We start from the raw sequence: 25,675 nt of genomic DNA on the forward strand, positions 1-25,675 counted from the left end.
CGAGCCGCAAGCTGGTCACCGCGTCAGCGCGACCAGCGTGATGTCGTCGTGCGGCTTGGTGAACACTCGCACGGGCGCGCCCGCCTCTGCCGCGCGGATCTCGTCGGCGATCTCGCCCAACCGCTCCTGCACCGCCAGCTCGGCGAAGCGCTCGATCGAGTGCGCCGCCAGCCATTGATAGCCGCGGGTGCCGCCGTCGGATGCCGCCACGATCGCACGCAGATCCGCCACGGGCGTCCGCCCGGTGAGGGCGTGTCGGGCGGCGCCGGGATCAGTGTGCGCGCACCAGAACCCGCCGTCGACGTTGCGCATCTGATCGAGCGCCCGGAAGCGCATCTCGGCGGGCGCCTCGGCGATTCCGGCCTGGGCCGCCAGCTGCGCGGCGCGTCTGCCCACTGCGCCGTCGATGCGGGCATCCGTGATCTCGCGCACGCCGCCGTCGGCGGTGACCACGACGATCGACGCATCGCACAGCACCAGGTGTTCGATCTGATCGCCGGTGATCCGCCAGGCGGCGACGGTGGCGCTCGGCGACCCCAGGGCGAGGTCACACGTGTCGGCATGCGCCGCCGTCACCTCACCGATCGCGCCGGCGAGGGCATCCGTCATGCGCGTCGTGCGGTTCTCCAGTCGCACGCGGAACGCTTCGGCGAGCATCCTCGCGTACCACGCCACCGAATGCCCGCATCCGCGGCGGGACGACTTCGGCAGACCGGCACCGTCGACAACGACCGCGATCCCCTCGCCGAGCGCGCAGGCGTCCTCACTCTCCCGCCCGGGCCGCGCGGGAAGCGCGAACAGGACGGGATCCATGAGGATCAGCCCACGAACGCCCAGTAGAGGAACCCGGCGTACGCGAGCGCCGTGAGCGAGGTCAGACCCAAGGCGATGACCAGTTCGCGCGGCTGCCGGTACCACCAGACGATGACGATGGCCGGCACCCCGGCCAACAGAGCGAGCAGCGACAGCCAGGCGATCGGGTAGATCAGGGCGATCATCGCCGCGATCCCGAAGGGCACCAGCACGAACAGCGTGAACAGCACCTGGGTGGCGCGCTTGCCGATCAGCACGGTGAGGGTGCGCTTGCCGACCCGACCGTCCTGCACGATGTCGCGCAGGTTGTTGGCCAGCAGCACGGCGCAGGCGAACAGTCCGGCGGCGATGGCTCCCAGCCAGGCCGGCAACGGCAGAGCGAAGGCCTGCACCCACGTGGTCCCCAGCGTGGCGACGAGGCCGAAGAAGACGAAGACGAACACCTCGCCCAGCGCGTTGTAGCCGTAGGGGCGTTTGCCGCCCGTGTAGAACCAGGCCGCGACGATACAGACGGCGCCGACGGCGAGCATCCACCACTGCTGCGTGCGGATGACGATGGCGAGCCCGGCGAGGGCGGCGAGCGCGAAGAACACCAGCGCGACGGTGAGCACCCGTTTGGCGGGCACACGCCCCGAGGCGGTGAGGCGGGCGGGACCGACGCGTTCGCTGTCGGTGCCGCGGATGCCGTCGCTGTAGTCGTTGGCGAAGTTGACGCCGATCTGCAGCAGGAGGGCGACGGCGAGGCAGAACAGCGCGATCACCCAGTGCAGGTTGTGATCGATGGTCTGCGCGGCTCCGGTGCCGATGATGACGGGCGCGGCCGCGAGGGGCAGCGTGCGCAACCGTGCGGCGCCGATCCAGTCCTTCACCGTCACCGGCGGGAGCTCCAGTACGGGCTGCTTGGCCGGGTTGCCGCTGGTGCGCGGCCGGTGCTGAGCGCGCTTCTTGCTGTTCTTCTTGGACTTTCCTGCCACGTTGGGCATCCTACTGGCCGTCGCGATGCCGGCCGGGGAATCACGTCAGGTCGTGGCGGTCACGATCGGACGCCGCTCGTAGAAGGTCTGCAGCACGACCGTGGTGCGTGTGCTCACATTCGCCGCCAGACGGATGTCGCGCACGAGCTGTTCCAGTGCGCGCGGCGAGGCGACGCGCACGAAGAGCATGTAGGCGGCGTCGCCGGCGATGGAGTGGCACGCCTCGATCGCCGCGAGGTGTTCGAGCAGTTCCGGGGCGTTGTCGGGTTGGGCGGGGTCGAGAGGGGTGATCTCGATGAACGCCGACAGGGGCGCGCCGACCTGTTCGGGGTCGAGCACGGCCTGGTAGCCGGCGATCGCGCCCCGCGCTTCGAGTCGCTTCAGCCGCGACTGCACGGCTGAGGTCGACAGCCCGACCTCCTGGGAGAGCTGCGCGAGCGTCGCGCGCCCGTCGAGTGAGACGGCGGCGAGAAGTGCGTGGTCGACAGCATCATCCATGAGTGGAATAATAGCGAACGAAACACGCAATCACCGGAAAATTTCCGTTGTCTACGCGATCGGAGGTTCACATGTCCATCATCACGCCGCACACGCAGGCCGTCATCGGAGAACCCGAGGTCGTCGAGGACACCGCAGCGTGGCAGCAGCTCAAGGCCGCCGCGATCGCTCTGCGCACCCACCAGGTCAAGGACGGTTCGATCCCCGAGACCGGTGCGCACGACGAGGCGCGCGCGCTCGTCGGAACCATCATCGGCAGCATCCGCACGCTCGCCCCGTCCTTCCCGCACGACGCGGCCTACCTCGAGGCGGCCGTGGTCGACTTCCAGCGCTGGGCCGATGAGGACTTCGGCGTGCCCGACTTCCTCGACTCGCTCGTGGCGTTCCAGCCCCAGCAGAACCGGGTCGACGGCATCCGCCACCTCGTGATCTTCCCGATGTACACGCAGAACGGCTCCAGCGACCGCCTCGTCGAGGCGCTCATCGTCGAGACCATCTGGCCCGAGTTCATCGCCGAGCTCGAAGCAGGTGACTACGGCAACAAGCTGTTCGTGTCGCTGCGCCTGATCGACTTCACCCCCGGGTACGACACCAACTCGGCCGTGCTCTTCCCCGAGACGGTCGCGATGCGCGAGATCCCGCCGTTCACATGGGGCGCGATCTTCCAGGACCGCGAGGCGGCGCGGTACCGCCGCGTCGTGCGCGCGGCATCGCAGATCACCAAGCTCGAGCTGCCCGAGGCCGCGGCGCGGATGCTGGATGACCAGCAGCTCACCGAGAAGACGTTCGTGATGTGGGACATCATCCACGACCGCACCCACATGCGCGGCGACCTGCCGTTCGACCCGTTCATGATCAAGCAGCGCATGCCGTACTTCCTGTACTCGCTCGAAGAGCTGCGGTGCGATCTGACCGCGTTCCGCGAGTCGGTGAAGATCCAGAAGTCGCTCGCCGAGCGCACCGATGCCCTGTCGGACGCCGAGCAGGAGATGCTCGAGCACGCCGGCCTCGTGCAGTACGCCGTGATCTTCGACCGCATCTTCCGCTTCGCGATCACCGGTTCGCGCCTGCGCAACTATGACGGCCTCGGCGGACAGCTGCTGTTCGCCTGGCTGCACCAGCGCGGTGTGCTGCACTGGACCGACACCCAGCTCGCCTTCGACTGGGAGCGCGTGCCCGAGGCCGTCGTCGCGCTCGGAGACGCGATCGACGACCTGTACTGGCGCTCGATCGACCGGCCGAAGACCGCTCACTGGCTGGCCGCGTACGAGCTGGTGCGCTCCACGCTCGAACCGCACCCGGCCTCGGTGTGGGCGCGCGGGCTCTCGGATGAGGTGCTCGCCGGGCCGCCGAAGGGGTTCACCGACGCAGTGCTGGACGACGAGTTCCCGCTGTCGATGTTCTTCGAGGCGCTCGACAAGAAGATGAAGCCGGTCATCGAATCGACCGTCGGCATCCGCGGCACCGACAACTGATCCAGAGAGACCCGAGGGCCGCCATGAGCATCGCTGGACGCACGATCGTCCTGGCCGGCGCGACCAGCGCCGCCGGACAGACGGTCGCTGAGGCACTGATCGCGGCCGGCGCGCGCGTGGTGGCCACGGGCCGCTCGGTCGAGCGCCTGGCACCGCTGGCCGCGGCCGGTGCGCAGGTGGAGGTGTCGGATGCCACCGATCTGAGCGACATGGCCGCACTCGCCGCGCGTCTCGGTCGCGTCGACGGGGTCATCCCGTTGGTCGGCGGGTGGCGCGGCGGCGGTGGTCTTGCGGGGCAGAGCGACGAGGACTTCGCCGCTCTGCTCCCCGCTCTGCACGCGGTGCGGGCGACCAGCCGCGCGTTCGACACGGCACTGCAGGCGTCGGATGCCGGACGCTTCGCCGTCGTGTCGTCGACGGCCGTGGAGCGACCGCTGGCGGGCGGCGCGAACTACGCCGCCGTGAAGTCGGCGACCGAGGCCTGGACGCGCGCTGTGGCGCACGGCTTCGCGAAGGCCGCCCGCGACGGCGAGCGACCTCTGGCTGCCGCCTCGGTCGTGTTCCGCGCCAAGGGGGCGCTTGATCCGGACGCGCTGGCGCGCGCCGCGGTCGAGTTGTGGGCGTCGGATGCCACCGACCTGAACGACCGGGTGCTCCCCCTGGGGTGAGCGCGGCGCCGGGTCGGCAGCGCTCCGGTCGCGGACGTCATTCGGCCGTCTTCGCCGGGGGTTCCTCGTCGCTCGACTCGTCACGGAGGACGGGTTCTTCGACCAATCCGCCGCGTGCGGCGATCGGGTCGAAGGCGGCTTCGGGCGGCGGCAGCTGTTGTTCAGGAGCGTTCTCGTAGAGCGCGCTGAGCGTGCGGTAGGACCGGGTGAAGAAGGCCAGCACCGCCACGACCACGATGATCAGGCCAGCGAACAGGCAGATCAGCGCGATCCCGCGGGTCTCGCCGTCGCCGAGCAACCACCCCCATTGCTGCTGCCCTTCGTCCGCACGCATGTACGGGATGATCAGGAACTCGGCGATCGGGGCGATCAGGAACGCGGTGATCGGCGCTGCCCCTGCCTCCATCGCAGCGGCCATACCGAACACCCGACCCTGGCGGGTGAACGGCACGACCTTCTGGATAACGGTCTGCTCGGCAGCCTCGGCGGGCGGGATGAGCATCATGTACAACCACATGCCGATGACGAACAGCGGCCACCATTCGCGCAGCATGAACAGCGCGCCGAGCGCGCCCATCGCGATCACGACCAGCAGCAGCGTGCGCACGGGCCGCTTGCCGAGCCCGAACTTCGCCACCAGTGCACCGCCGATCAGAAACCCGGTCGAGGCGAAGGCCAGGGCGAACCCCCAGGTCTGGGCATTGAACAGCGTCAGCCCGTAGGGGTCCATCAGCGCCATGTAGACACCGCCGATGAGGTTGTTGAACGTCGAGAAAACGATGAGCGCGAACAGCCCCGGCGCGGCACGGATCGCCGCGACACTGCCGCGGAAGTCGAACGCGCCCGGTGCGCTCGGATCGCGCTCGGGCTCGCCCTCAGGTATCCGCACGAACAGCAGGTGCACGAACGTCAGCCCCATCGCGGTGATGGCGATGATCAGCGTCCACCCCATGCCGAGAAAACCGATGGCCAACCCCGAGAACACGCTCGTGATGAGAAACGCGATGCCCTGCACGGTTCCCACGAGCCCGTTGGCGTTGGCCCGACGCTCTTCGGGGATCAGCAGGGTCACGGTCGTGGACAGCGCGATGTTGCGCAGCTGCTCGATCACGCCGCCGAACAGGATGACGCCCGAGAACAGCCAGAACCACGGACCGCCCAGGTCGAGCAACGCAGCCTCGGGATGGACCGCGTAGATGAGGCCGGCAACGATGAACGCCGCCGCCGAGACCACGCTCGACACGAGCATGACCGCATGTTTGCGATGCCGATCGACGAGCGTGCCGAAGATCATCGAGAAGAAGGCGATGAACAGCATGTAGGCGCCGCCGATGATGCCCGTGGCCAGCACCGACCGCGTCTCGAGGTAGACCCAGAAGGTCAGCGCGAACCACAGGAAGCTCGTCGTCACATTGGCGATGAGCGTGTTGACCAGGACGTTCGCGAACGCCCGCCTCGCTGCGGTATCGATCACGGTACGAGAGTAATCACGGCCACCGACATCGGATAGGGGCACCTCGGGCATCCGATCTGGATATCTTTTCTCGCGCGCGCACGCGCGAGGACCGTGCGCCCGTAGGCTGGTGCGGTGAGCCTTCTGCATGACGCCCCGCTGCACGACACCACCGTGCGCGGCTTCGCATCCGACAACTACTCCGGCATCCACCCCGAGGTGCTCGCCGCGATCGCGGCGGCCAACGGCGGTCACCAGGTCGCCTACGGCGAAGATCAGTACACCGCGCGCCTGAACGAGGTCTTCGTTCAGCACTTCGGCGAGGGCGTCGAGGCCTTCCCGGTCTTCAACGGCACCGGCGCGAACGTCGTCGGTCTGCAGTCGATGCTGCCGCGGTGGGGCGCGGTGATCTCAGCATCCACCGCGCACATCAACGTCGACGAGGGCGGGGCGCCCGAGAAGGTCGGCGGGCTCAAGCTGCTGACGGTGCCCACCGACGACGGCAAGCTCACGCCCGAGTTGGTCGACCGCGAGGCGTGGGGCTGGGGCGACGAGCACCGCGCACAGCCTCTCGTCGTGTCGATCACCCAGTCGACCGAACTGGGCACCCTGTACACCACCGACGAGATCCGCGCGCTGGCCGACCACGCACACGAGCGCGGCATGAAGCTGCATCTCGATGGCGCACGCCTGTCGAACGCCGCCGCCGCCCTCGACCTGCCATTGCGCGCCTTCACGCGCGACGTCGGCGTCGACGTGCTCAGCTTCGGCGGCACGAAGAACGGCGCGATGCTCGGCGAGGCGGTCGTGGTGCTGAACCCCCAGGCCACCGCCGGCCTGCTGTACGGCCGCAAGCTCAACATGCAGCTGGCGTCGAAGATGCGCTTCGTATCGGCGCAGCTGATCGCCCTGCTCGAGGGCGACCTGTGGCTGCGCAATGCCCGCCACGCCAACGCCATGGCGGCCCGCCTGCGGGCCGAGGTCGAACAGGGGCTCGCCGATGGCAGCATCCGCGGTGTCGGCTTCTCTCAGCCCACCCAGGCCAATGGCGTCTTCGCGACGCTGCCCGACGGCGTCGCGGACCAGCTGCGCGAGAAGTTCCGGTTCTACGACTGGGATGCCGCACGCAACGAGGTGCGCTGGATGTGCAGCTTCGACACCCAGGAGTCCGACGTCGACGCCTTCGTCGCCGAGCTGGCCCGCCTCACCACGGCCTGACCCGGCCCGTCGCTCTTTCGTCGAGACCCCCACCTGGCGTCGAGACCCCCACGTATGGACGTCCATACGTAGGGGTCTCGACGAGAAGTGGGGGTCTCGGCGTTGTGGGCAGGGCGGGGCGAGATGGGGCAGAGCAGAGCGGGGCGGATGCTGTCAGCGCAGCAGGCCCAGGTGCGACAGCGCCTGGCGCAGCAGTGTTCCCCGGCCGCCCTCCATGTCGGCGGCCAGCGCGTCGGACGCGGCCTCCTGCGGGGTGAACCAGGTGACTTCCAGTGCATCCTGGCGCGGCTCACACGTGCCCGTGACCGGCACCACGAACGCCAGCGAGACGGCGTGCTGACGGTCGTCATGGAAAGCGCTGATCCCCGGCAGCGGGAAGTACTCGGCGACCGTGAACGGGTCGGGCGACGGGGGCAGCAACGGGAAGGCCATCGGCCCGAGATCGTTCTCGACGTGCCGGAACAGGGCGTCGCGGATGCTCTCGCCGTACCGCACGCGGCCCGAGACGATCGTGCGCGTCATCTCACCGAGGGGCGTCGAACGCAGCAGTACGCCGATCGAGGTCACCTGACCGGAGCCATCGGTGCGCACGGGGATCGCCTCGACGTACAGCATCGGCAGGCGGCGGCGGGCCTCGGCGAGCTCGATGTCGGTCAACCACCCCGGGTTGCTGTCGCGCGGCGGCGCGGCGTCGAGCCCGAAGTCGTCGTCGGGATCTGGGTCGGGTGTGCGCACCGTCATGGCTCATTTCTACCAGCGTCGGACGCTGCTGGCAGGATGGACCCGTGACCGTCTCGATCGATCCGACCGCCACGCTCTGGTCTGCCGGCCCCCGCGAGGGCAAGCCGTTGCTCGTGCTGCTGCACGGGTACGGCGCCGATGAGAACGACCTGTTCGGTCTGGTGCCCTATCTGCCCGATGACATCGCCGTCGCCGCCGTCGCGGCACCGCTGACGCCGCCGTGGCCGATGCCGGGGCGCTCCTGGTACCCGATCGACTCGCTCGACACCCGGGACGCCGCGGGCATCACAACCGCGGCCGAGGCCCTGCTGGCATGGCTCGATGAGGTCACCGAACCCACGACCCCCGTCGCACTGCTCGGCTTCTCGCAGGGCGCGGCCGTCTCGCTGCAGGCGCTGCGACTCGCACCGTCGCGCATCGCCTCGGTCGTGGCGCTGAGCGGCTATGCAGCGATGGGCGAGCTCCCCCACGACGCACGGTTGCGCGATGAGCGCCCGCCGGTGTTCTGGGGGCGGGGCAGCCACGACGACGTGATCCCGGCATCCCTCGTCGCCCACACGGCGCAATGGCTGCCCGATCACGCCGAGCTCTCCGGCCGCGTGTACGCGGGACTGACGCACAGCATCTCCGAACAGGAGCTCGCCGACGTGCGCGTGTTCCTCACGAAGTGGCGGGACGCCGCGACGGCAGAGTGACGGCGCTGTGAACACCGACGACTGAGCGCCCGTGTCCCGACTCAGGGGCGCGGTTCGTCGTCGACGTCGTCGGAACCGTCATCGTGATCCGCGTCTGGTACGACCTCGGATGCATCGTCGGGCTCCGGGTCCTCCGGTGCGCTGCGGCGCCGCTGCAGGGAGCCCAGCCACTCTGGGGCGGCGCTGATGACGACGCCGATCGCGAGACCGAGGCCGATCCCCAGGCCCATGTTGTCGAGGGCCACACCGAGGGCGACGCCGACGCCCATGCCGATGGCGATGCCCGCCCCCAGTGCGAGGCGCCGGCTGGTCTCATGGCCGCTCGGATGATCGTGCATTCCTCGACGATACGCGTCCGCCCGGGCTGGCACCTCCCCCGCGCGACGGATAGGGCCCGGGGATCGACCGCTCCGGGGTTGCGAAGTGCGACACGCCCGGGATACAGTCTTCGAGCCCCTGTCCGCCGTGTTGGGAAGTCCATTGATCTGAATCGTCGCCTCCGCGTCATCATCCACGCGCCGATCCGACGATCCTGTTCTTCCCCGGCATCCGGGTTCATCTCGCAGACCGCCTCGCCCTCTGACGGCGAGCCGTCGGCATCCGCGCACCCGCACACATCCGGGAGTCGCCCATGTCATCACTCACCTCCACCGCGCCCGTCGCCTTCGACGGGCTCACCCACACCTGGCCCGACGGGACCGTCGCGCTCGACCAGCTGACCGGCGCAATCGGCCCTGGCCGCACCGGCTTGGTCGGCCGCAACGGGTCGGGCAAGACGACGCTGCTGCGTCTGCTCGCCGGCGATCTGCAGCCGACATCGGGTCACGTCACTATGAGCGGCGAGGCCGCGTACCTGCCGCAGCGGCTCACCCTCGACACCGGTCGTCGGGTCGCAGAACTGCTCGGCGTCGCCGTAACGCTGGACGCGGTACGCGCGATCGCCGCGGGCGACGTCGACCCGGCGCACTTCGATGCGGTCGGCGACGACTGGGACATCGAAGCGCGCGCCGAAGCAGCGCTCGCCGAGGCGGGCCTCGATCCGTCGTTCCTCGACCGCACGGTCGGTGAGCTCTCGGGCGGTGAAGCGGTGCTCGTGGCGGTGGCGGGCATTCGTCTCCGCCGCGCCCCGATCGCCCTGCTCGACGAGCCCACCAACAATCTCGACCGCGGGGCGCGAGCACGCCTGGCCGATATGGTGCATGCCTGGAGGGGCGTACTCATCGTGGTCAGTCACGACGTCTCGCTGCTGGAGCTGATGGATGCCACGGCCGAGCTTTACCAGAACCGTCTCACGGTGTTCGGCGGCCCGTACTCGCAGTGGCGGGCCTGGTTGGATGCCGAGCAGGCCGCGGCCGAGCAGGCCGAACGCGACGCCAAGCAGGCGCTGAAGAGAGAGAAGCGTCAACGGATCGAGGCTGAGCTGAAGCTCGCCACACGCGCGCAGACGGCCCGCAAGGCCGAGGTCGAGAAGCGGGTTCCGAAGATCATCGCCGGCGGGCGCAAGAGCGCTGCGCAGGTGTCGGCCGGTCGGCTGCGCACCGAGATGGCCGGAAGGGAGGAGGCCGCCCGGCAGGCACTGGATGACGCCGGGCACCGTGTGCGCGATGACGAGACGATGAAGATCGAGTTGCCCGACCCGCAGGTGCCCGCGAGCAGGCGGATCGCGACGCTCGGCGACGGCGAACGGTCGTGGGTGATCCAGGGGCCCGAGCGGGTCGCTCTCATCGGCGCGAACGGGGCGGGCAAGACCACACTGCTGCGCCGGCTGATGGCATCCGCTGTTCACAACTCCGGAGAAACGGGCCGGATCGGCCCGGATTCTGCTGTTCCGGATGGTTTCGGGCAGATTTTCCGGAGTTGCGCCCCACACGTCGACCGCATCGGGTACCTCTCGCAGCGCGTCGATGGGCTCGACGACCGCGCCTCGGTGATCGCGAACGTGGCGGCGTCGGCACCGCACGTGCCCGACAAGCAGCTGCGCAACCGGCTGGCGCGCTTCCTCATCCGTGGGGCGGCCGTCGACCGGCCCGTGGCGGCACTGTCGGGCGGCGAGCGATTCCGGGTTGCCCTGGCGACGTTGCTGCTCGCCGATCCGGCTCCGCAGCTCGTGGTGCTCGATGAGCCGACGAACAACCTCGATCTCGATACGGTCGAGCAGCTGGTGCGGGCGCTGCGCGCCTACCGGGGTGCCGTGCTGGTCGTCAGTCACGACGACGCGTTCCTCGCGCGTCTCGACATCGACCTGACGCTGGAAGTGTCGGTCGACGACGACGGAGAGCGGATGCTGCGCGAGGTGCCGTGATCACGACTCGGGCGGTGCGGACCGCGCCGCCCGAGTCACGTCAGTCGTCGGCGCCTCCCCGCTCATCGATCAGTCGCTGCGCGGCGTCTCGCGCTTGCTGCAACGATTCCCCGACGCGGGCGTGTGCGCGGAAGACCTGCCGTTCACCGATCCGGCGGATGATCCCGGTATCGCGCAGCTGCCGGTGCACGGCCTCGCTGACGCCCGAGATCATCAGCGTCCCGCCGGCAGCGCGGATCCGCTCGGCGTAGGTCGCGATGACCCGCAGGAAGGTGCTGCCGAGCGCTTCTTTGCCACGCAGTCTCACAATCACGACGGCACCCTCGAGACGCGCCGGTACGGCGGGGAGCTGCTTCTCGAACACCGGCGCCGCAGCGAAGAACAGGCTTCCATACGGGGCGAGCACCACCACCTCACCCGGCGGGATCGTGGCCGGCGGAGCGGACTCGATCGGCAGCGCGCTGAGATCGTCGAACTCCCATTGCCGCAGCACGACCCGGTTCGACTGCTGCACCACGATCAGGATGACCGCGAGTCCGACGCCGGTGAGCACGGCGTACTGCAGCGGGATCAGCAGGGTGAGCACGAATGTCACCGTCAGCACCGTCGCCTGCACGATACCGGTACGCCACACCATGTAGATGTCGTGCACCTTGAAGGTGCGAACGCCCACGATGATGAGCAGGGCCGCCAGTGCAGACATGGCGATGTAGCCGATCAGCGAGGCGAAGGCCAGCACCGTGATGCCCATCACCACTCCGGCGAAGAGGTTTGCCAGGGCGGTCCTGGCACCTGCCGCGCGCACGAGGGCCGTCGCCGACATCGACCCGCCGACGGGGATGCCCTGGAAGAACCCGGATGCCAGATTCGCGATCCCCTGGCCACGGAAGTCCGCCGACGCATCGGGGTAGCGGCCGTCGGGGTTCGCGATCGACCCGCTGATCGCCGCACCCTGCACGAGCCCCACCAGCGCCAGCGAGAGCGCCGGCACGATCAGGGCGAGCACCACCGACAGGTCGGGCATCTGCATGCCGGGCAGCGTCTGCGGAACCTCGGCGATGTCGCCGATCGTGGCGACCCGATCGATGCCGTCGAGCAGCGCCAGCGCGGCGGCCAGACCGGACCCGACGATCACCGCGACGACCAGCGCCAGTGCTCCGAGCCGGGTGCGTTCCAGCAGCAGGATCAGCGTGACGGTCACGACGCCGACGAGGATCGTCGGCCAGCTCCACTGCCAGAAGTGCAGGAGCGAGTCCAGGGTCCTGGCGATGCGGTTGGCGCCCTCGGCGGCGAAGCCGGTGGCGTTGTCGATCTGGCCGAGCACGATGTTCACGGCGACGGCGTTGACGAAACCGACCAGCACGGCGGTCGGGATGAACCTCACGAGCGAACCGAGGCGTGCGATCCCCAGCACGAGCATGATCACGCCGACCATGAGCCCGAGAGTGGTCAACGCGGCCGGTGTCAGGCCGCCGGGGGTCTCGGCCGAGACATCCGAGATGATCACCGCCATCGCACCGGTGGCCTGCACCGTCATGAACGCCGACCCGGTGGCAAGCGCCCCGCCGATCGCGCCGAACATGTACGCGTACAGGCCGTGCAGTGGGTTCACACCGGCGAGGACGCCGGCGGCGAGCCCGTCGGGGACGCTCTCGACGCCCAGCACGAGTCCGGCTTTGAGATCGGATGCCACGGTCTTGCGCCCGCCGAAGCGGCGCAGGTAGCCGCGCAGGTTCCGCTTGACCGCTGCGAACGTGTCTGCCATGGCGCGTCCTGCTCAGCCCTCGCGCAGCGGCACACGCACGTCGCCGCCGGATTCCTCGGTCAACCGCTGCCCCATCTGCACGTAGGTGGGCTGAGCGATGAAACCGCCCGCGAACAGCGCCTGCCCCTGCGTGAACCGCTGTGATCGGCTGACCTTGTCGCCGGCGAAGCCGAAGACGTCGGCGAGTTCGGCGAGGTCCCGCGGCGCGTTCACCCGCATCAGACCGAGGTTGTCGCACTGCGAGAGCACGTTGGGGTGGATCTTCGTCGGCCGCTGCGTCGACAGCAGAAGCCACAGGCCGAACTTGCGGCCCTCTGCCGCGATCTGCACCAGCTGCTCGGTCAGTGCGCGTTCGACGTCGGTGCGGGGATTCGGCGGGCACAGGTTGTGCGCCTCGTCGATCACGATGAGGATGGGTCGGCGTTCCTCGCGGTTGCGCCAGAGGTGTTCGAGGACGGCGAGCGCGGCGATCTTGGGTTCGGCCTGGTGTGCGAACCCGCCGAGGTCCATCACGGTCGCACGCGGCCGCTCATCGATGGCATCCGTGACGGTGGTCGAGCCCCGCGACCACAGGTCCCAGTGGAGCACCTCGAGGTTGTCGACGCGGTTGGCGAGACGCCGCATTCCCGGGTCGTCGGATGCCCGCAGCCGGGCGACCATGTTGTCGGTGTCGATCACCTCGGTGTGCTCTTCGATGTGCAGCAGCAGGTTGTACTCCTCGGGGTCGGCGATGGGATCGAGCTGCAGCAGCGCCGCCTTGGACGGCGTCGAGAGGTCGACGTAGCGCACGTGCAGGCGTTCGCCGTCGGAGCGTGAGGAGTGGAACACCCGGATGTCAGTCTCGGCGATCCGGGTCGCAACGTCGTCACCGGCGCTCTCTCGCGCTTCGTTCAGTCGGACGAAGTCGGAGTTGGGGTCGAGGATGAGCATGGGCAGTTCGGTGTGCAGCAGCAGCTGCTCGAGCACGACCCCGAGCGCGTAGGTCTTTCCGCTGCCGCTCTGGCCGCACCAGAACGTGTGGCGGTTGAATCGGCGCGCGTCCAGCTGAACCGGCGCGTTCGGGGTGTCGAGTTCGGTACCGATCGTCAGCTGCGTCATCTTCCACCTTCGTTGTGCGTGACGGGGCCATGCGTACCACTGAACGTAGAGGATGATCCGGCGCGTGACGAGAGCGGATCGCCCTGCCATGATGAGCAGGGTCCCCATCATTCGCGCACGGAGGTTGCCATGCTCGAGGTTCTCGGTAGTGTTCTACCCACCGCCGTGGGTATCGCGATCAGTCCGATCCCGCTCATCGCGGTGATCCTCATGCTGATGTCTCCGCGTCCGCGGCAGCTCGGACTCGGGTTCCTGGTCGGCTGGTTGCTGGGCGTGCTGGTGGCGACGACGGCCTTCACCCTTCTGGCGGGGGTGATCCCCGAGCCCGAGGAATCCGACGGCGCGCAGCCCGTGATCGCGGTGATCCAGCTCGTGCTGGGGGCGTTGCTGCTGCTGTTGGCCGCACGTCAGTGGCGTTCTCGCCCTGCGCCGGGCGAAGAGGCCGAACTGCCGGCGTGGATGGCGAAGATCGACTCGATGAACCCGTTCGCCGCTACCGGGCTGGCGTTCGTGCTGGCCGCGATCAACCCCAAGAACTTGTTGCTGGCCGTTGCCGCGGGCAGCGTGATCGGACGCGCCGAGCTCGACGTGCCCGAGCGGTTGACCGTGGTGCTCGTCTTCGGTCTCATCGCGGCGCTGACCGTCGTGATCCCGGTGATCGCCGTGATCGTGGCGCCACACAAGGCCGCGACGCTGCTCTCGGGCATCCGCACCTGGCTCACCGCGCACAACGCGGTGATCATGATGACGCTCTTCCTCGTGCTCGGTGCGCAGATCATCGGCAAGGCGCTCGGCAACTTCTGAAGCGGTCAATCGCTCTCGGCGAGCAGGCGGCGCAGCCGTTCGCTGCGCGAGCCGGTGATCTCGATCACGCGGGTGTGCCTGGCGAGGTCGGCCGCATCCACGAGCTCGAGCAGCGCATCGTTCATGGCGCGTCGCAGGGGCAGGTCCTCGTCGGGGCCGGGTGCCGTGGGGTCGCGGTGCTCGATCGGCAGCACGACCCACAGGTCCAGATGCGCCAGCGCATCCTCCGCAACAGCCACGAGCTCATCCGGCGCCGGGTGCGCGGTGCGACCCAGGTCGTGCAGGGCGTTGAGGTAGGCGACGAAATCGAGCGGGGTGCGTTCGATGATACGAGCGGCGCCGGGTGTCGATGCCGACAGCGTCCGCGCCGAGACGAGGAGTTGTTGGGCGAACTCCTCGAACCCGGGAGCGGATGCCGCGTGCTCGACCAGCTCGAAGGGGTCGGGGACGTGCTCGACCCCCGGCCTCTCGTCGAGATAGTCGCCGATCAGCGTGGTCTTGCCGGTGGCGTGTGCCCCTGAGACCGCGATCCTCACGTCCGTCCCCGTCCGCTACGACGTCTTCGTCCAGGTTCCGAGCCCGCGCGTATCGAAGGTATCGAGCCGCAGCTGCACGCCTCCGTCTTCGTGGGTGACCCACGCGCTGGCCAAGGAACCGTACGGGGCATTCTCGTTCTCGGGCGCGTACGCCATGCGCTCCTCGTCCCACGGCTGCAATGCCATCTCGGTGACACCGCCGGGTCCGATGCGCGCCACCAGCCCGTCTCCGACGGCGACGATCTCCATGTCGCCGAAGTAGTCGTTGGTGTAGCGCCCGGTCAGGGCATCCGCCTCATCCGGCAGTGCGGCACCACCGGGCGCCTCGCTGCCCGCCAGGTCTCCGATGGGAGTCAAGTACCCCGCGAAGACGCCACCGAAGTCTGCCGTCCAGTCGCGCGTGACGAATCCGAACTGCACGAGGTCGGTGAACTCGGCGATCACCGACTCGGCCGCTCCCACGGGGGCGCCGTTGGTGAGCACGACGATGCCGAGGTCGAGATCGGGGACCACCTGGAAGGCGGTGCCCGCCCCGAGCACGAACGCCCCGGAGTGCGAGTACGCCATCCGCCCCGATAGCAACGGCGAGGCGTTGAACCCGAACCCGTAGTGCGAGGGACGCACAGCGAGGTCGTTGCCCCCGCCCGAGATCACCTGCGGTGACATCGCTTCGCGCAGTGCATCCGCGTCGATGCTCATCTGGTCGCTCTCGCCCTCGGCCAGCAGCACCCGCATCCACAGCGCGAGGTCGTTGGCGGTCGACGAGACGCCGCCCGCCGGTGCCTGGGCGTCGGGGTCGCGGTCGTACCGGGGCGTGAACTCGCCATCGATCTTGGCGTGCAGCACGGCACGGTCGGTCCGGCTCAGGTAGTCGTCATGCCGGGCCGACGACGAGTCCATACCCAGGGGCTCGAACACCAGCTCGTCCATGAGCTCTTCCCACGTCTGCCCGCGCGAGACGGCCACGGCCTCGGCCCCCACCGTGAGTCCGAAGTTCGAGTAGTGGTAGCTGTCCCGGAACACATCGAGCGGGTTCAGCTGCAGGCGCTGCAGGATCTCGTCCCGGTCGTAGCCGATGTCTTCGAGGTCGTCGCCGGTGCCCGTGAACATGCCGGTGCGATGGCTGAAGGCATCGCCGACCGTCGCGCTCTGCGCGGCGACCGGGTCCGAGAAGAAGACGCCCGGCATGAGGTCACGGATCGGTGTCTGCCAATCGAGATAGCTCTCGGATTCGGCGATCGCGGCGGCGACGCCGGTCGCCGACAGCGGCTTCGACAATGAGGCGATCTGAAAGACCGTGTCGGGGGTGACAGACTCGTCGGCTCCGATCTCACGCACACCGAACCCCTGCGAATAGACGGTGTCGTCCCCGTGCACCACCGCGATCGACATGCCGGGCACGTCGGTCTCGGCCAGAACCCGCTCCGCGATGTCGGGCAGTTCCTCCAGTGCCTCGGCTATCCGTTGCTCGCTCGTCTCGCCCTGCGGCAGGGCGAGAACGTCGGCGTTGGGCTGTGTCCCGAGGACGACACCGTCGACCGGTGACGAAGTCTCACCCGAGCACGCGGAGAGCACGAGCATCCCCAGTGCCACTGCTCCCGCTGCCCCGGCCCGCACGCTTTTTCTTCGCACCATGCCTCCCAGCATTTCCCACCGGGCCGCGCAGCGCTATAGACCTAGGTCGCCAATCGCTGCGGGTCCTGGCTCAGGTAGTGCAGCACCGCGAGCACACGACGATGCGCGTCGGCGGCGAGCGGTAGCCCCAGCGCGTCGTAGATGCGTGAGATGTGCTGCACGACGGCTTTGTCGGTGATCGAGAGACGCGCCGCGATGGCCGCATTGCTGCGCCCCTGGGCGACCAGTGCGAGCACCTCGCGCTGTCGGACGGTGAGCTCGGCGACAGCCGCGTCGGCGCGCGTCGCGCGCGCCACCATGATCGCGACGACGTCGGGGTCGATCGCCGTTCCCCCGGCCGCGACGGCGCGCACGTCGTCGACGAACAGGTCGACATCGGTGATGCGCTGCTTGAGCAGGTACCCCGTCCCCCCGCGGATGCCCGTGCCGGGCCACGCATCACGATCGGCCCCCGCATCATCGTCCATGCCCAGCAGCTCCATCGCGTAGCGCCGCTGAACATGCTGCGAGAGCACCATGATGGCGGTGTCCGGCGCGAGCTCGCGGATGCGGGCGGCCGCACGGAGCCCCTCGTCGGTGTAGGTCGGAGGCATCCGGATGTCGGTGATGACCAGCTCAGGCCGGGCCGCACTGACCGCGTCGATCAGTTCGTCCACGTCCGAGACCGAGCCGACGATCCGCATGCCGGCGTCCGTCAGCATCAGCTCGAGCCCTCGTCGCAGCAGAGCCTCGTCCTCGGCGATCACCACACGCAGGGATTCGTCATTCATCGTCCACCTCCACACGCACCAGCGTGCCACCGCCTCGCGGGCTGTCCACACGCAGCATCCCCCCGAGCACATCGACGCGCTCGCGCATGCCGGTCAGCCCTGCTCCCGCGCCGGCGACCGCACCGCCGCAGCCGTCATCGCGGATCTCGATGCGCAGGCGGTCGCCGTCGCGGACGACGGTGACATCGACCGCCGTCGCGCCGGAGTGCTTGACCACGTTGGCGAGAGCCTCGGCGATGACGAAGTAGACGGTGCTCTCGGTCGCGGGGCGCGGTCGGCGGTCACCGAGGGTCATGCGCAGCTCGACCGGCACCGGCATCCGATCGGCGAGATCCTCGACCGCTTCTGCGAGTCCGCGTTGCATCAGCGCGGCCGGCATCACATCCTGCACGATCTGCCGCAACCCCGCCGCAGACCCATCGATGCCTCGCCGCAGCGCGACGGCGTGCTCCGCGGCGACGGTGCCGGCGCCGGCTGCCTGGGCCAGCTCCTGCGCCTGCAAGCCGAGCAGCACGAGCTCGACCTGCAGACCGTCATGCAGATCCTGGGCGATTCGTCGTCGTTCCGTATCGGCGACATCGACCAACCGCTCCCGCGAGCGCTGCAGATCGGCCCGGCTCGCGCGCAGCAGAGCGATCAACCGGTCGCGATCGAGCGCGATGGCGATCGCGCGCCCCACGCTCTGCACCGACTCGGGTTCGGCGATCAGAGCCCGGTCGTAGACGAGCGCGCCGATGCGTCGCCCGTCGAGTGCGATCGGTTCGAGCGCGCGCCGCGGGTCGACGTGTTCGGTCCCGACGGCGCGTCCGTCGGCGTCCAGGTACCGTTCGGCGTCCGCATCCCAGAACCAGACGTCCAGCGACGGATCGCCCAGGACGCCGCCGAGCACCGCCGAGATACTCGTGCGCTCGGCGGTGAGATGCGCGAGCAGCACCCCTGCCTCTTCGACCCGGGTGGCGCGGGCGACCCCGCCACGCAGCGCCGCGATCACCACGGCAATGGGCACGAGCGTCAGGACGGTGATCTGCAACGAACCGGTCTGCTCGGGCGTCCAGCCGGCCAGGGCCGGCAGCACCTGCGACGCCGTCAGCAAAGTGATCAGCGCGACGAAACCGAACGCGTACAGCGGTGCCAGCACCCGCCGTTCGGCAGCTGTCGCCCGCACGATGCGCAGAACCAGCAGCACGGCCGTCGCCGTGAAGGTCATGACCCCGGCGATCGCCTGCACCTGGCCGGTGGCCGTCACGAACGCTGGGGATGGGGCGAGGCCGAAGACAGCAGGGTAGGCGGCGAGCGCCGCGGGCAGTTGCAGGACGGTGGAGATCAGATAGCCCGAGGCGACCGTCGCCCGCTCGGGCCAGGCTCTGAGGCGACCGGTCGGGAACGACAGCAGCAGGTGGATCAGGGTGGCCAGGGGCATTGTCGCGCACAGGGCGCCGAGGGCGGCGAGCGTCGTGTTCTGGGCGTTGACCAGTCCCGACAGCGTCATAGCCGCCGCGGCGCACAGGATCAGCGGCCCCATCAGGCTGGTCGGACGTGCCGACCACGCGAGCAGGCCGACGGCCACGTGCAGCAGCACGGCCACGGGGAACAGCAGCAGCCCGTAGACGCTGTCACCGTTCGGTGCGATCGCGACCACCAGCATTCCGATGGTCAGCAGCGCACCCCAGAACACGGCGAGCAGCGCGCGGTTCAACGATCGGCGCAGCGGAGACGGCCCGTACTGCGGGGTCGTACCGCCTCGTCTGCGCATCGCCCCCAGCTAAGCACACGCCTTCGACGGAGGACATCGGCGACGATGTCGGCGGACCGCGCGATGATGGAGGCATGAGCAGCGTGCTCGATCGCTTCACGCCCGCGACCCAGGAGTGGTTCCGCGGGGCGTTCGACGCGCCCACGCCCGCCCAACAGGGCGCGTGGGAGGCCGTGTCCGCCGACCGCAGCGCACTGGTGGTGGCGCCGACCGGTTCCGGCAAGACACTGTCCGCCTTCCTGTGGGCGATCGACAGCGTCTTCCGTGAGCGGATGGCGGAGTCGGATGCCACCGATGCGGCCGCACGCACGCGCATCCTCTACATCTCACCGCTGAAGGCGCTCGGCGTCGACGTCGAGCGCAATCTGCGCTCGCCGCTCGTCGGCATCGGCCAGTCGGCCCGCCGGCTGGGTCTCGATGTGCCCGAGATCTCGGTCGGCGTGCGCTCCGGAGACACGACGACGGCGGATCGTCGCCGGCTCGTGAGCGCACCGCCCGACATCCTCATCACCACCCCCGAGTCGCTGTACCTGATGCTCACCAGCCGCGCCGGCGAGACGCTGCGCGGCGTGCACACCGTGATCATCGATGAGGTGCACGCGGTCGCCTCGACCAAACGGGGCGCGCACCTCGCGGTGAGCCTCGAGCGCTTGGACGCCCTGCGCGCGGCGCACGGCGCCGACCGCCCTGCACAGCGCATCGGGTTGTCGGCCACCGTGCGGCCGATCGACGAGGTCGCCCGCTTTCTCGGCGGTTCGATACCCGTCGAGATCGTCGCGCCGCCCGCATCGAAGACCTTCGAGCTCGACGTCGTGGTGCCGCTGGACGACATGCGAAACCCTCCCCCGCCGCCGGGTGCCGCCACCGGCGGCGGCGCTGTGTCGGCCGACGGCGCTGTGTCGGCCGACGGCGCTGGCGACGACGCCGTGCTGACCGAGGTCACCGGATCGGTCTGGCCGCACGTCGAAGAAGCGATCGTCGATCGTGTGCTCCAGAACCGCTCGACGATCGTGTTCGCGAACTCCCGTCGACTGGCCGAGCGCCTGACGGGGCGGCTGAACGAGATCTACGCCGAGCGGCACGAGATCGCGCTGGCTGCTCCTGGGGGGCCGCCCGCCGCGATGATCGCGCAGGGCGGGCAGACCGCCGGGGCACCACCGGTGCTCGCCAAGGCGCACCACGGTTCCGTGTCCAAAGAGCAGCGCGCCCAGGTCGAGGACGAACTCAAGTCGGGCGTGCTGCGCTGCGTGGTCGCAACGAGCAGCCTCGAGCTCGGCATCGACATGGGCGCCGTCGACCTGGTGATCCAGGTCGAGGCTCCTCCGTCGGCCGCCTCGGGTCTGCAACGGGTCGGACGCGCAGGGCACCAGGTCGGCGAGATCAGCCGTGCGGCGCTGTTCCCGAAGCACCGCGGCGACGTGCTGCACACGGCCATCGTCACCGAGCAGATGCTGGCGGGCCGGATCGAGGCGATCACCGTACCCCGCAATCCCCTCGACATCCTCGCCCAGCAGACCATCGCCGCGTGCGCACTCGACCCGATCTCGGTCGAGGACTGGTTCGAGACCGTGCGCCGCAGCGCCCCCTTCCAGACGCTGCCGCGCTCGGCGTACGAAGCCACGCTGGACCTGCTCGCAGGACGCTTCCCCTCCGACGAGTTCGCCGAGCTGCGTCCGCGACTGGTCTGGGACCGCGATGCGGGCACGCTCACCGGGCGCCCGGGGGCGCAGCGCATCGCGGTGACCAGCGGCGGCACGATCCCCGACCGCGGGCTGTTCGGAGTGTTCGTCGCGGGCGAGTCGACCGGCGCCCGGGTCGGCGAACTCGACGAGGAGATGGTCTACGAGTCACGCGTCGGTGACGTCTTCACCCTGGGTACGACCAGTTGGCGGATCGCCGAGATCACCCACGACCGGGTCAACGTGCTGCCTGCGTACGGTCAACCGGGCCGGGTGCCGTTCTGGCACGGCGACGGCATCGGTCGGCCGTTCGAGCTCGGCCAGGCACTCGGGCGCTTCTCGCGCGAGGTCTCGACGGCACCACCCGACGACGCCGAACGGCGGCTTGTCGCCGCCGGACTCGACGCGAGCGCACGCGCCAATCTGCTGGGTCATCTCGCCGAGCAGCGCGAGGCCACCGGAACGTTGCCCACCGACCGCGCCCTCACCGTCGAGCGCGGCCACGACGAGGTCGGCGACTGGCGGCTGATCCTGCATTCCCCGTACGGCATGAAGGTGCATGCGCCCTGGGCGCTGGCGGTGAACGCGCGGGTACGGGAACGTCTCGGAGTAGAGGGATCGGCCGTGGCGAGCGACGACGGGATCATCGTGCGCATCCCGGATGCCGAGTCCGAGCCGCCCGGTGCCGACCTGTTCGTCTTCGACCCCGACGAACTGGAGCAGCTCGTCACCGCCGAGGTCGGGGGTTCCGCGCTGTTCGCCTCGCGGTTCCGGGAGTGCGCTGCACGCGCGCTGCTCATGCCGCGCATGAACCCGAACAAGCGCACGCCGCTGTGGCAGCAGCGTCAGCGCTCGGCGCAGCTGCTCGAAGTGGCGCGCCGCCACCCGACGTTCCCGATCATCCTCGAGACGCTCCGCGAAGTGCTGCAGGACGTCTACGACCTGCCAGCGTTGCGCGGGCTGATCAGTGACATCGCCGAGCGGCGGATCCGTCTGGTCGAGACCGAGCCCGCGATGCCGTCGCCGTTCGCGCGCGACCTGCTGTTCGGGTACGTGGGCGCGTTCATGTACGAGGGCGATTCGCCGCTCGCCGAGCGCAGGGCCGCCGCCCTCGCCGTCGATCCCGCACTGCTGGCCGAGTTGCTCGGCACCATCGAGATGCGTGAGCTGCTCGACCCCGACGTGATCGCGCAGCACGAGCGCGAGCTGCAGCGCCTCGATCCTCAGCGCCGTGCGCGCGGCATCGAGGGCGTCGCCGACCTGCTGCGACAGCTCGGGCCGCTCGATGCCGACGAGGTCGGTGCGCGCCTTGAGCCGCCCCCGATCGATGAGCGGGCGCAGCGAGAGGGAGCGCCGGCTGCGGCATTGGCGCCGACCTCACGGGCATCCGCATTCCTGTCCGAGCTCGTCGCGGCGCGACGGGCGATCCCGGTCACCATCGCCGGCCGCGCCCGGTTCGCCGTCATCGAGGACGCCGGTCGGTTGCGCGACGCGCTGGGCGCGGCGCTGCCCACCGGCATCCCCGTCGCGTTTCTCGAGCCGGTGGCCGATCCCCTCGGCGACCTCGTGTCGCGTCATGCCCGCACGCATGGCCCCTTCGCGACCGTCGCGGTCGCCGAGCGATTCGGTATCGGCACCGCGGTCGCCCGTCAGACGCTGCAGCGGTTGGAATCGACGGGACGGCTCACGAGCGGCTACTTCCTGCCGGCGTCCGACGCCGAGGCGACCGGCGAGAAGGAGTGGTGCGACGCCGAGGTGCTGCGGCGTCTTCGGATGCGGTCGCTGGCCGCCATCCGCGGCAGCGTCGAACCGGTGAGCCCCGAGACGTACGCCCGGTTCCTGCCCGACTGGCAGCATCTGACACGCCCCCTCGAAGGGGTCGACGGCGTGCTGAACGTCATCGAGCAACTCGCCGGTGTGCCGATTCCTGCCAGCGCCTGGGAATCGCTGGTCCTGCCGGGCCGGGTGCGCGACTACGCGCCCGCCATGCTCGATGAGCTGACCACGGCCGGCGAGGTCATCTGGACGGGTCACGGCGCGCTGCCGGGGCGCGATGGGTGGGTGTCTCTGCACCCGATCGACCTTGCACCGTTCACCATGCCGGTGCCCGAGGATGCGCCGGCGCCGGGAACGCTCGAAGACCGGGTTCTCGCTGCGCTGCGCGAACAAGGGGCGTCGTTCTCGGGCGCGCTGCGGGTGTTGACTGATGCCGACAACGACCAGTCGGTGCTGGACGCATTGTGGTCGCTCACCTGGCTGGGGCGCATCACCAACGACACCTTCGCGCCGGTGCGCGCCCTGCTGACCGGTGGTGCGCAGGCGCACAAGACCGTCCGCCGCGCTCCGCGCACCCGCACGTACCGCGGCGTCTCATTGGCGCGTCCGACGCCGCGTCCGTCGTCGGCGGGGTTGGGTGGCCGGTGGGCGGTGCTTCCCGAGATCACTTCCGTCTCTGGGCAGGCGGAGCCCGCGGAACCTGCGGATGCCGCTCGCCGGGCCACCGTGACAGCTGGTCTGCTACTCGACCGGTACGGAGTCGTCACTCGCGGCGCGGCACAGGCCGAGGGTGTTCCGGGCGGCTTCGCGCAGACATACCGGGTACTGGCCGGGTTTGAGCAGGCCGGGCACTGCCGCCGCGGGTACGTGATCGAGAAGTTGGGCGCTGCCCAGTTCGCCGCGTCGACCACGGTCGACAGGCTGCGCACGTTCGCCGGGCTATCCGACCCGCCACCCCGCCGTGCGTTCACTCTCGCCGCCACCGACCCCGCCAATCCCTACGGCGCGGCCCTGCCGTGGCCGCGGATCGACGCGGTCTCGCACCGGCCCGGCCGCAAAGCGGGCGGATTGGTCGTGCTGGTCGATGGTCGACTCGTGCTCTACTTCGAACGCGGTGGGCGTACGGGGCTCGCCTTCGACGACGACCCCGAGGTGTTGCGCGCCGCGACCGCCGACCTGGTCGCCACGGCCCGCGCACGCCGGCTCGACACCCTCACCGTCGAGAAGATCAACGGCGCAGGCATCTACGGCACGCCGTTCGCGAACGCACTGCAAGAGGCCGGGTTCGTCACGACCCCGCGCGGGTTCACATTGCGCAAGGCCATCTGACCCATCTGCCAGAGCGCGGCCTCCTCTGAGACCGCCGGGCACAGCACAATCAACATCGAAGGCGAATAGCATGGGCCATCCGCACCGCTTCAGATTGGCCCACCCGTGATCAGTGAGTTCATCACCGGCATCCGATTCCTCGGACGCGGCTTCGCCTACTGGCGCACGCGCCCAGGGCTGATGGCGTTGGGTCTTATTCCCGGGCTGATCTCGCTCATCGTGCTCGCCGCGGCGCTCGTGCCGTTGCTGGCGTCGCTGGGAGTCATCACCGACTGGGCGACACCCTTCGCCGACGGATGGAACCCGTTCTGGCGCAACGCGCTGCGCGTGGCGTTCGGCATCGTGATCACCATCGCCGCGCTCGTCCTGGCGGGCATGACGTTCACCGCCCTCACCCTGCTGATCGGCGATCCGTTCTACCAGCGCATCTGGCGCGCCGTCGAGAACGACCTCGGTGGTGATGTTCCCGAAGGCGACGGCGGTTTCCTCGTCGCTCTCGGCGAGAGCATCCGACTGGTCGTGCTCGGCGTGCTCGTCGCCCTGCTCGCACTCGCGCTCGGGTTCATCCCGCTGATCGGCGCGCCCGCCGCGGCGGTGACCAGTGTGCTGCTCACCGGGCGCATCCTCGCCCGCGAACTCACCGGCCGCGCGCTCAACGCCCGCGATATGGCCAGCTTCGACCGTTCCCAGCTCTTCGCCGCCAACCGGGGGCGCCTGCTCGGCTTCGGCGCCGCGACACAGCTGTGCTTCATGGTGCCGCTGGGGGCCGTCTTCATCATGCCCACCGCCGTCGTGGGCGCGACTCTGCTGGCCCGACAGGTGCTCGACACCCCTGCTGTTCGTCCGACGAGCCCGCCGCATGCCTGAGGGCGACACGGTCTTCCGCGCCACGCGGCGCCTCGATGCCGCTCTGGCCGGGCACACGATCACGCGTTTCGATCTGCGTGTCCCCGGCGCGGCGACCGTCGATCTCACCGGTCAGAGCGTGCGCAGTGTCGTGCCGCGCGGCAAGCGTCTGCTGATGCGCATCGGCGAGCTGACGCTGCATTCCCATCTACGCATGGACGGCGCCTGGCTGCTGTACCGCCCCGGCGAGCGCTGGCGACATCCCGCCCACCGGGTTCGGGCGATCATCACCACCGACGACCACGAGGCGGTCGGGGTCGACATCGCCGACGTGCGCATCGTCGTCACCCGAGACGAGCACGAACTCGTCGGTCACCTCGGCCCCGATCCACTCTCGAACGACTGGGATGCCGCCGAGGCGGTGCGCCGCATCAGCGGCGATGCGCGTAGCATCCACGTCGCCCTGCTCGATCAGCGCAACATCGCGGGCTTCGGCAACGAGTACGCCGCCGAACTGCTCTTCCTTCGCGGAATCCTGCCCGAGACACCCGCCGGCGACGTGGATGTGACGGCCCTCATCGATCTCGGTGTGCGCACGATCCGCGCCAACCGCGACCGCGCAGACCGCACCTTCACCGGTCAGACCGGCCGGGGCCGCACGAACTGGGTTTACGGTCGCGCCGGCAGGCCGTGCCGTCGATGCGGGACTCCGATCCGCACCGGCCGTCTCGGCGCCGATCCCACCCGCGAGCGGGTCACGTTCTGGTGCCCGAACTGCCAAATCGGCTCGTCGTGAGCAAGCGGTAGTCCATCGAGCTGTGGATCATCCCGATGCGGGAATGAAACC

Annotated in this window: 21 protein-coding genes; 9 read left to right on the top strand and 12 right to left on the bottom strand. The window is 69.5% G+C overall.

Features of this window, described 5'->3' with window-relative positions; translation table 11 throughout:
- Positions 1-15: 15 nt before the first annotated feature.
- The 3 genes from ACLD0U_RS11255 to ACLD0U_RS11265 are packed head-to-tail and all read right to left on the bottom strand — an operon-like array spanning position 16 to position 2,285.
- On the bottom strand, positions 16-813 hold the full coding sequence (locus tag ACLD0U_RS11255) for a protein phosphatase 2C domain-containing protein (RefSeq protein WP_410340652.1): 798 nt from the start codon (positions 811-813) through the stop codon (positions 16-18).
- A 5-nt stretch (positions 814-818) separates the two neighbouring features.
- Positions 819-1,796: a 1,4-dihydroxy-2-naphthoate polyprenyltransferase gene (locus tag ACLD0U_RS11260; protein WP_410340653.1), complete on the bottom strand. Its 978-nt coding sequence runs from the start codon at positions 1,794-1,796 to the stop codon at positions 819-821.
- Between the two features lie 36 nt (positions 1,797-1,832).
- Positions 1,833-2,285 carry an Lrp/AsnC family transcriptional regulator gene (locus ACLD0U_RS11265; RefSeq protein WP_179410028.1) on the bottom strand — a complete coding sequence of 151 codons (453 nt, stop codon included), beginning with the start codon at positions 2,283-2,285 and terminating at the stop codon, positions 1,833-1,835.
- 71 nt (positions 2,286-2,356) lie between these two features.
- Here ACLD0U_RS11265 and ACLD0U_RS11270 point away from each other — a divergent pair, with 71 nt between their 5' ends.
- A complete protein-coding gene (locus ACLD0U_RS11270; protein WP_410340654.1) occupies positions 2,357-3,760 on the top strand; it encodes a DUF6421 family protein in 1,404 nt (467 codons plus the stop codon).
- A 23-nt stretch (positions 3,761-3,783) separates the two neighbouring features.
- Complete coding sequence (locus ACLD0U_RS11275) at positions 3,784-4,428, top strand: SDR family oxidoreductase (protein ID WP_410340655.1); 645 nt, start codon at positions 3,784-3,786, stop codon at positions 4,426-4,428.
- Positions 4,429-4,465: 37 nt separating this feature from the next.
- Here the strand turns inward: ACLD0U_RS11275 and ACLD0U_RS11280 are convergent, their stop codons facing one another.
- Positions 4,466-5,953 (bottom strand): MFS transporter, encoded by a 1,488-nt coding sequence (locus ACLD0U_RS11280; RefSeq protein WP_410340656.1) that lies wholly within the window; start codon positions 5,951-5,953, stop codon positions 4,466-4,468.
- 63 nt (positions 5,954-6,016) lie between these two features.
- On the opposite strand from ACLD0U_RS11280, the gene ACLD0U_RS11285 reads away from it, so the two are divergent.
- A complete protein-coding gene (locus ACLD0U_RS11285; protein WP_410340657.1) occupies positions 6,017-7,099 on the top strand; it encodes a threonine aldolase family protein in 1,083 nt (360 codons plus the stop codon).
- A 153-nt stretch (positions 7,100-7,252) separates the two neighbouring features.
- Here the strand turns inward: ACLD0U_RS11285 and ACLD0U_RS11290 are convergent, their stop codons facing one another.
- Complete coding sequence (locus ACLD0U_RS11290; RefSeq protein WP_179410024.1) at positions 7,253-7,840, bottom strand: NUDIX hydrolase family protein; 588 nt, start codon at positions 7,838-7,840, stop codon at positions 7,253-7,255.
- Between the two features lie 44 nt (positions 7,841-7,884).
- Between ACLD0U_RS11290 and ACLD0U_RS11295 the strand changes: the two genes are divergently transcribed.
- A complete protein-coding gene (locus ACLD0U_RS11295; RefSeq protein WP_410340658.1) occupies positions 7,885-8,535 on the top strand; it encodes an alpha/beta hydrolase in 651 nt (216 codons plus the stop codon).
- A 41-nt stretch (positions 8,536-8,576) separates the two neighbouring features.
- On the opposite strand, the gene ACLD0U_RS11300 is transcribed toward ACLD0U_RS11295, so the two are convergent.
- Complete coding sequence (locus ACLD0U_RS11300; protein ID WP_410340659.1) at positions 8,577-8,873, bottom strand: hypothetical protein; 297 nt, start codon at positions 8,871-8,873, stop codon at positions 8,577-8,579.
- 293 nt (positions 8,874-9,166) lie between these two features.
- On the opposite strand from ACLD0U_RS11300, the gene ACLD0U_RS11305 reads away from it, so the two are divergent.
- Entirely contained in the window at positions 9,167-10,837 is a 1,671-nt protein-coding gene (locus tag ACLD0U_RS11305; RefSeq protein ID WP_410340660.1) for an ABC-F family ATP-binding cassette domain-containing protein, read from the top strand.
- A gap of 40 nt (positions 10,838-10,877) precedes the next feature.
- On the opposite strand, the gene ACLD0U_RS11310 is transcribed toward ACLD0U_RS11305, so the two are convergent.
- Together ACLD0U_RS11310 and ACLD0U_RS11315 are read right to left on the bottom strand one after the other, a co-directional pair.
- Positions 10,878-12,602 carry a SulP family inorganic anion transporter gene (locus ACLD0U_RS11310; RefSeq protein ID WP_179410021.1) on the bottom strand — a complete coding sequence of 575 codons (1,725 nt, stop codon included), beginning with the start codon at positions 12,600-12,602 and terminating at the stop codon, positions 10,878-10,880.
- A gap of 12 nt (positions 12,603-12,614) precedes the next feature.
- Complete coding sequence (locus tag ACLD0U_RS11315) at positions 12,615-13,700, bottom strand: ATP-binding protein (protein WP_206551438.1); 1,086 nt, start codon at positions 13,698-13,700, stop codon at positions 12,615-12,617.
- A gap of 129 nt (positions 13,701-13,829) precedes the next feature.
- Here ACLD0U_RS11315 and ACLD0U_RS11320 point away from each other — a divergent pair, with 129 nt between their 5' ends.
- Positions 13,830-14,504, top strand: a complete 675-nt coding sequence (locus ACLD0U_RS11320) for a GAP family protein (RefSeq protein WP_410340661.1) — start codon at positions 13,830-13,832, stop codon at positions 14,502-14,504.
- A gap of 5 nt (positions 14,505-14,509) precedes the next feature.
- Here ACLD0U_RS11320 and ACLD0U_RS11325 read toward each other — a convergent pair whose 3' ends face one another.
- From ACLD0U_RS11325 to ACLD0U_RS11340, 4 genes are read right to left on the bottom strand one after another with little or no spacing between them, the layout of a single operon-like run.
- Positions 14,510-15,040 (bottom strand): AAA family ATPase, encoded by a 531-nt coding sequence (locus ACLD0U_RS11325; RefSeq protein ID WP_206821841.1) that lies wholly within the window; start codon positions 15,038-15,040, stop codon positions 14,510-14,512.
- 15 nt (positions 15,041-15,055) lie between these two features.
- The gene (locus ACLD0U_RS11330) at positions 15,056-16,675 is read right to left on the bottom strand and encodes a serine hydrolase domain-containing protein (protein WP_410340662.1); all 1,620 of its coding nucleotides are present in this window, start codon (positions 16,673-16,675) and stop codon (positions 15,056-15,058) included.
- 41 nt (positions 16,676-16,716) lie between these two features.
- The gene (locus ACLD0U_RS11335) at positions 16,717-17,430 is read right to left on the bottom strand and encodes a response regulator transcription factor (protein ID WP_410340740.1); all 714 of its coding nucleotides are present in this window, start codon (positions 17,428-17,430) and stop codon (positions 16,717-16,719) included.
- A 7-nt stretch (positions 17,431-17,437) separates the two neighbouring features.
- Entirely contained in the window at positions 17,438-19,198 is a 1,761-nt protein-coding gene (locus ACLD0U_RS11340; RefSeq protein ID WP_410340663.1) for a sensor histidine kinase, read from the bottom strand.
- Between the two features lie 74 nt (positions 19,199-19,272).
- Between ACLD0U_RS11340 and ACLD0U_RS11345 the strand changes: the two genes are divergently transcribed.
- The 3 genes from ACLD0U_RS11345 to ACLD0U_RS11355 all read left to right on the top strand — a co-directional run bounded on the left by ACLD0U_RS11345 (position 19,273) and on the right by ACLD0U_RS11355 (position 25,624).
- A complete protein-coding gene (locus ACLD0U_RS11345; protein ID WP_410340664.1) occupies positions 19,273-23,982 on the top strand; it encodes an ATP-dependent helicase in 4,710 nt (1,569 codons plus the stop codon).
- Between the two features lie 105 nt (positions 23,983-24,087).
- Positions 24,088-24,849 carry an EI24 domain-containing protein gene (locus ACLD0U_RS11350; protein ID WP_410340665.1) on the top strand — a complete coding sequence of 254 codons (762 nt, stop codon included), beginning with the start codon at positions 24,088-24,090 and terminating at the stop codon, positions 24,847-24,849.
- The gene (locus tag ACLD0U_RS11355) at positions 24,842-25,624 is read left to right on the top strand and encodes a DNA-formamidopyrimidine glycosylase family protein (protein ID WP_410340666.1); all 783 of its coding nucleotides are present in this window, start codon (positions 24,842-24,844) and stop codon (positions 25,622-25,624) included. The genes ACLD0U_RS11350 and ACLD0U_RS11355 overlap by 8 nt, the downstream gene beginning before the upstream one ends.
- Positions 25,625-25,675 lie beyond the last annotated feature (51 nt).

It is taken from the genome of Microbacterium sp. 2216-1, from assembly GCF_046507855.1.
Classification (GTDB): Bacteria; Actinomycetota; Actinomycetes; order Actinomycetales; family Microbacteriaceae; genus Microbacterium; species Microbacterium esteraromaticum_C.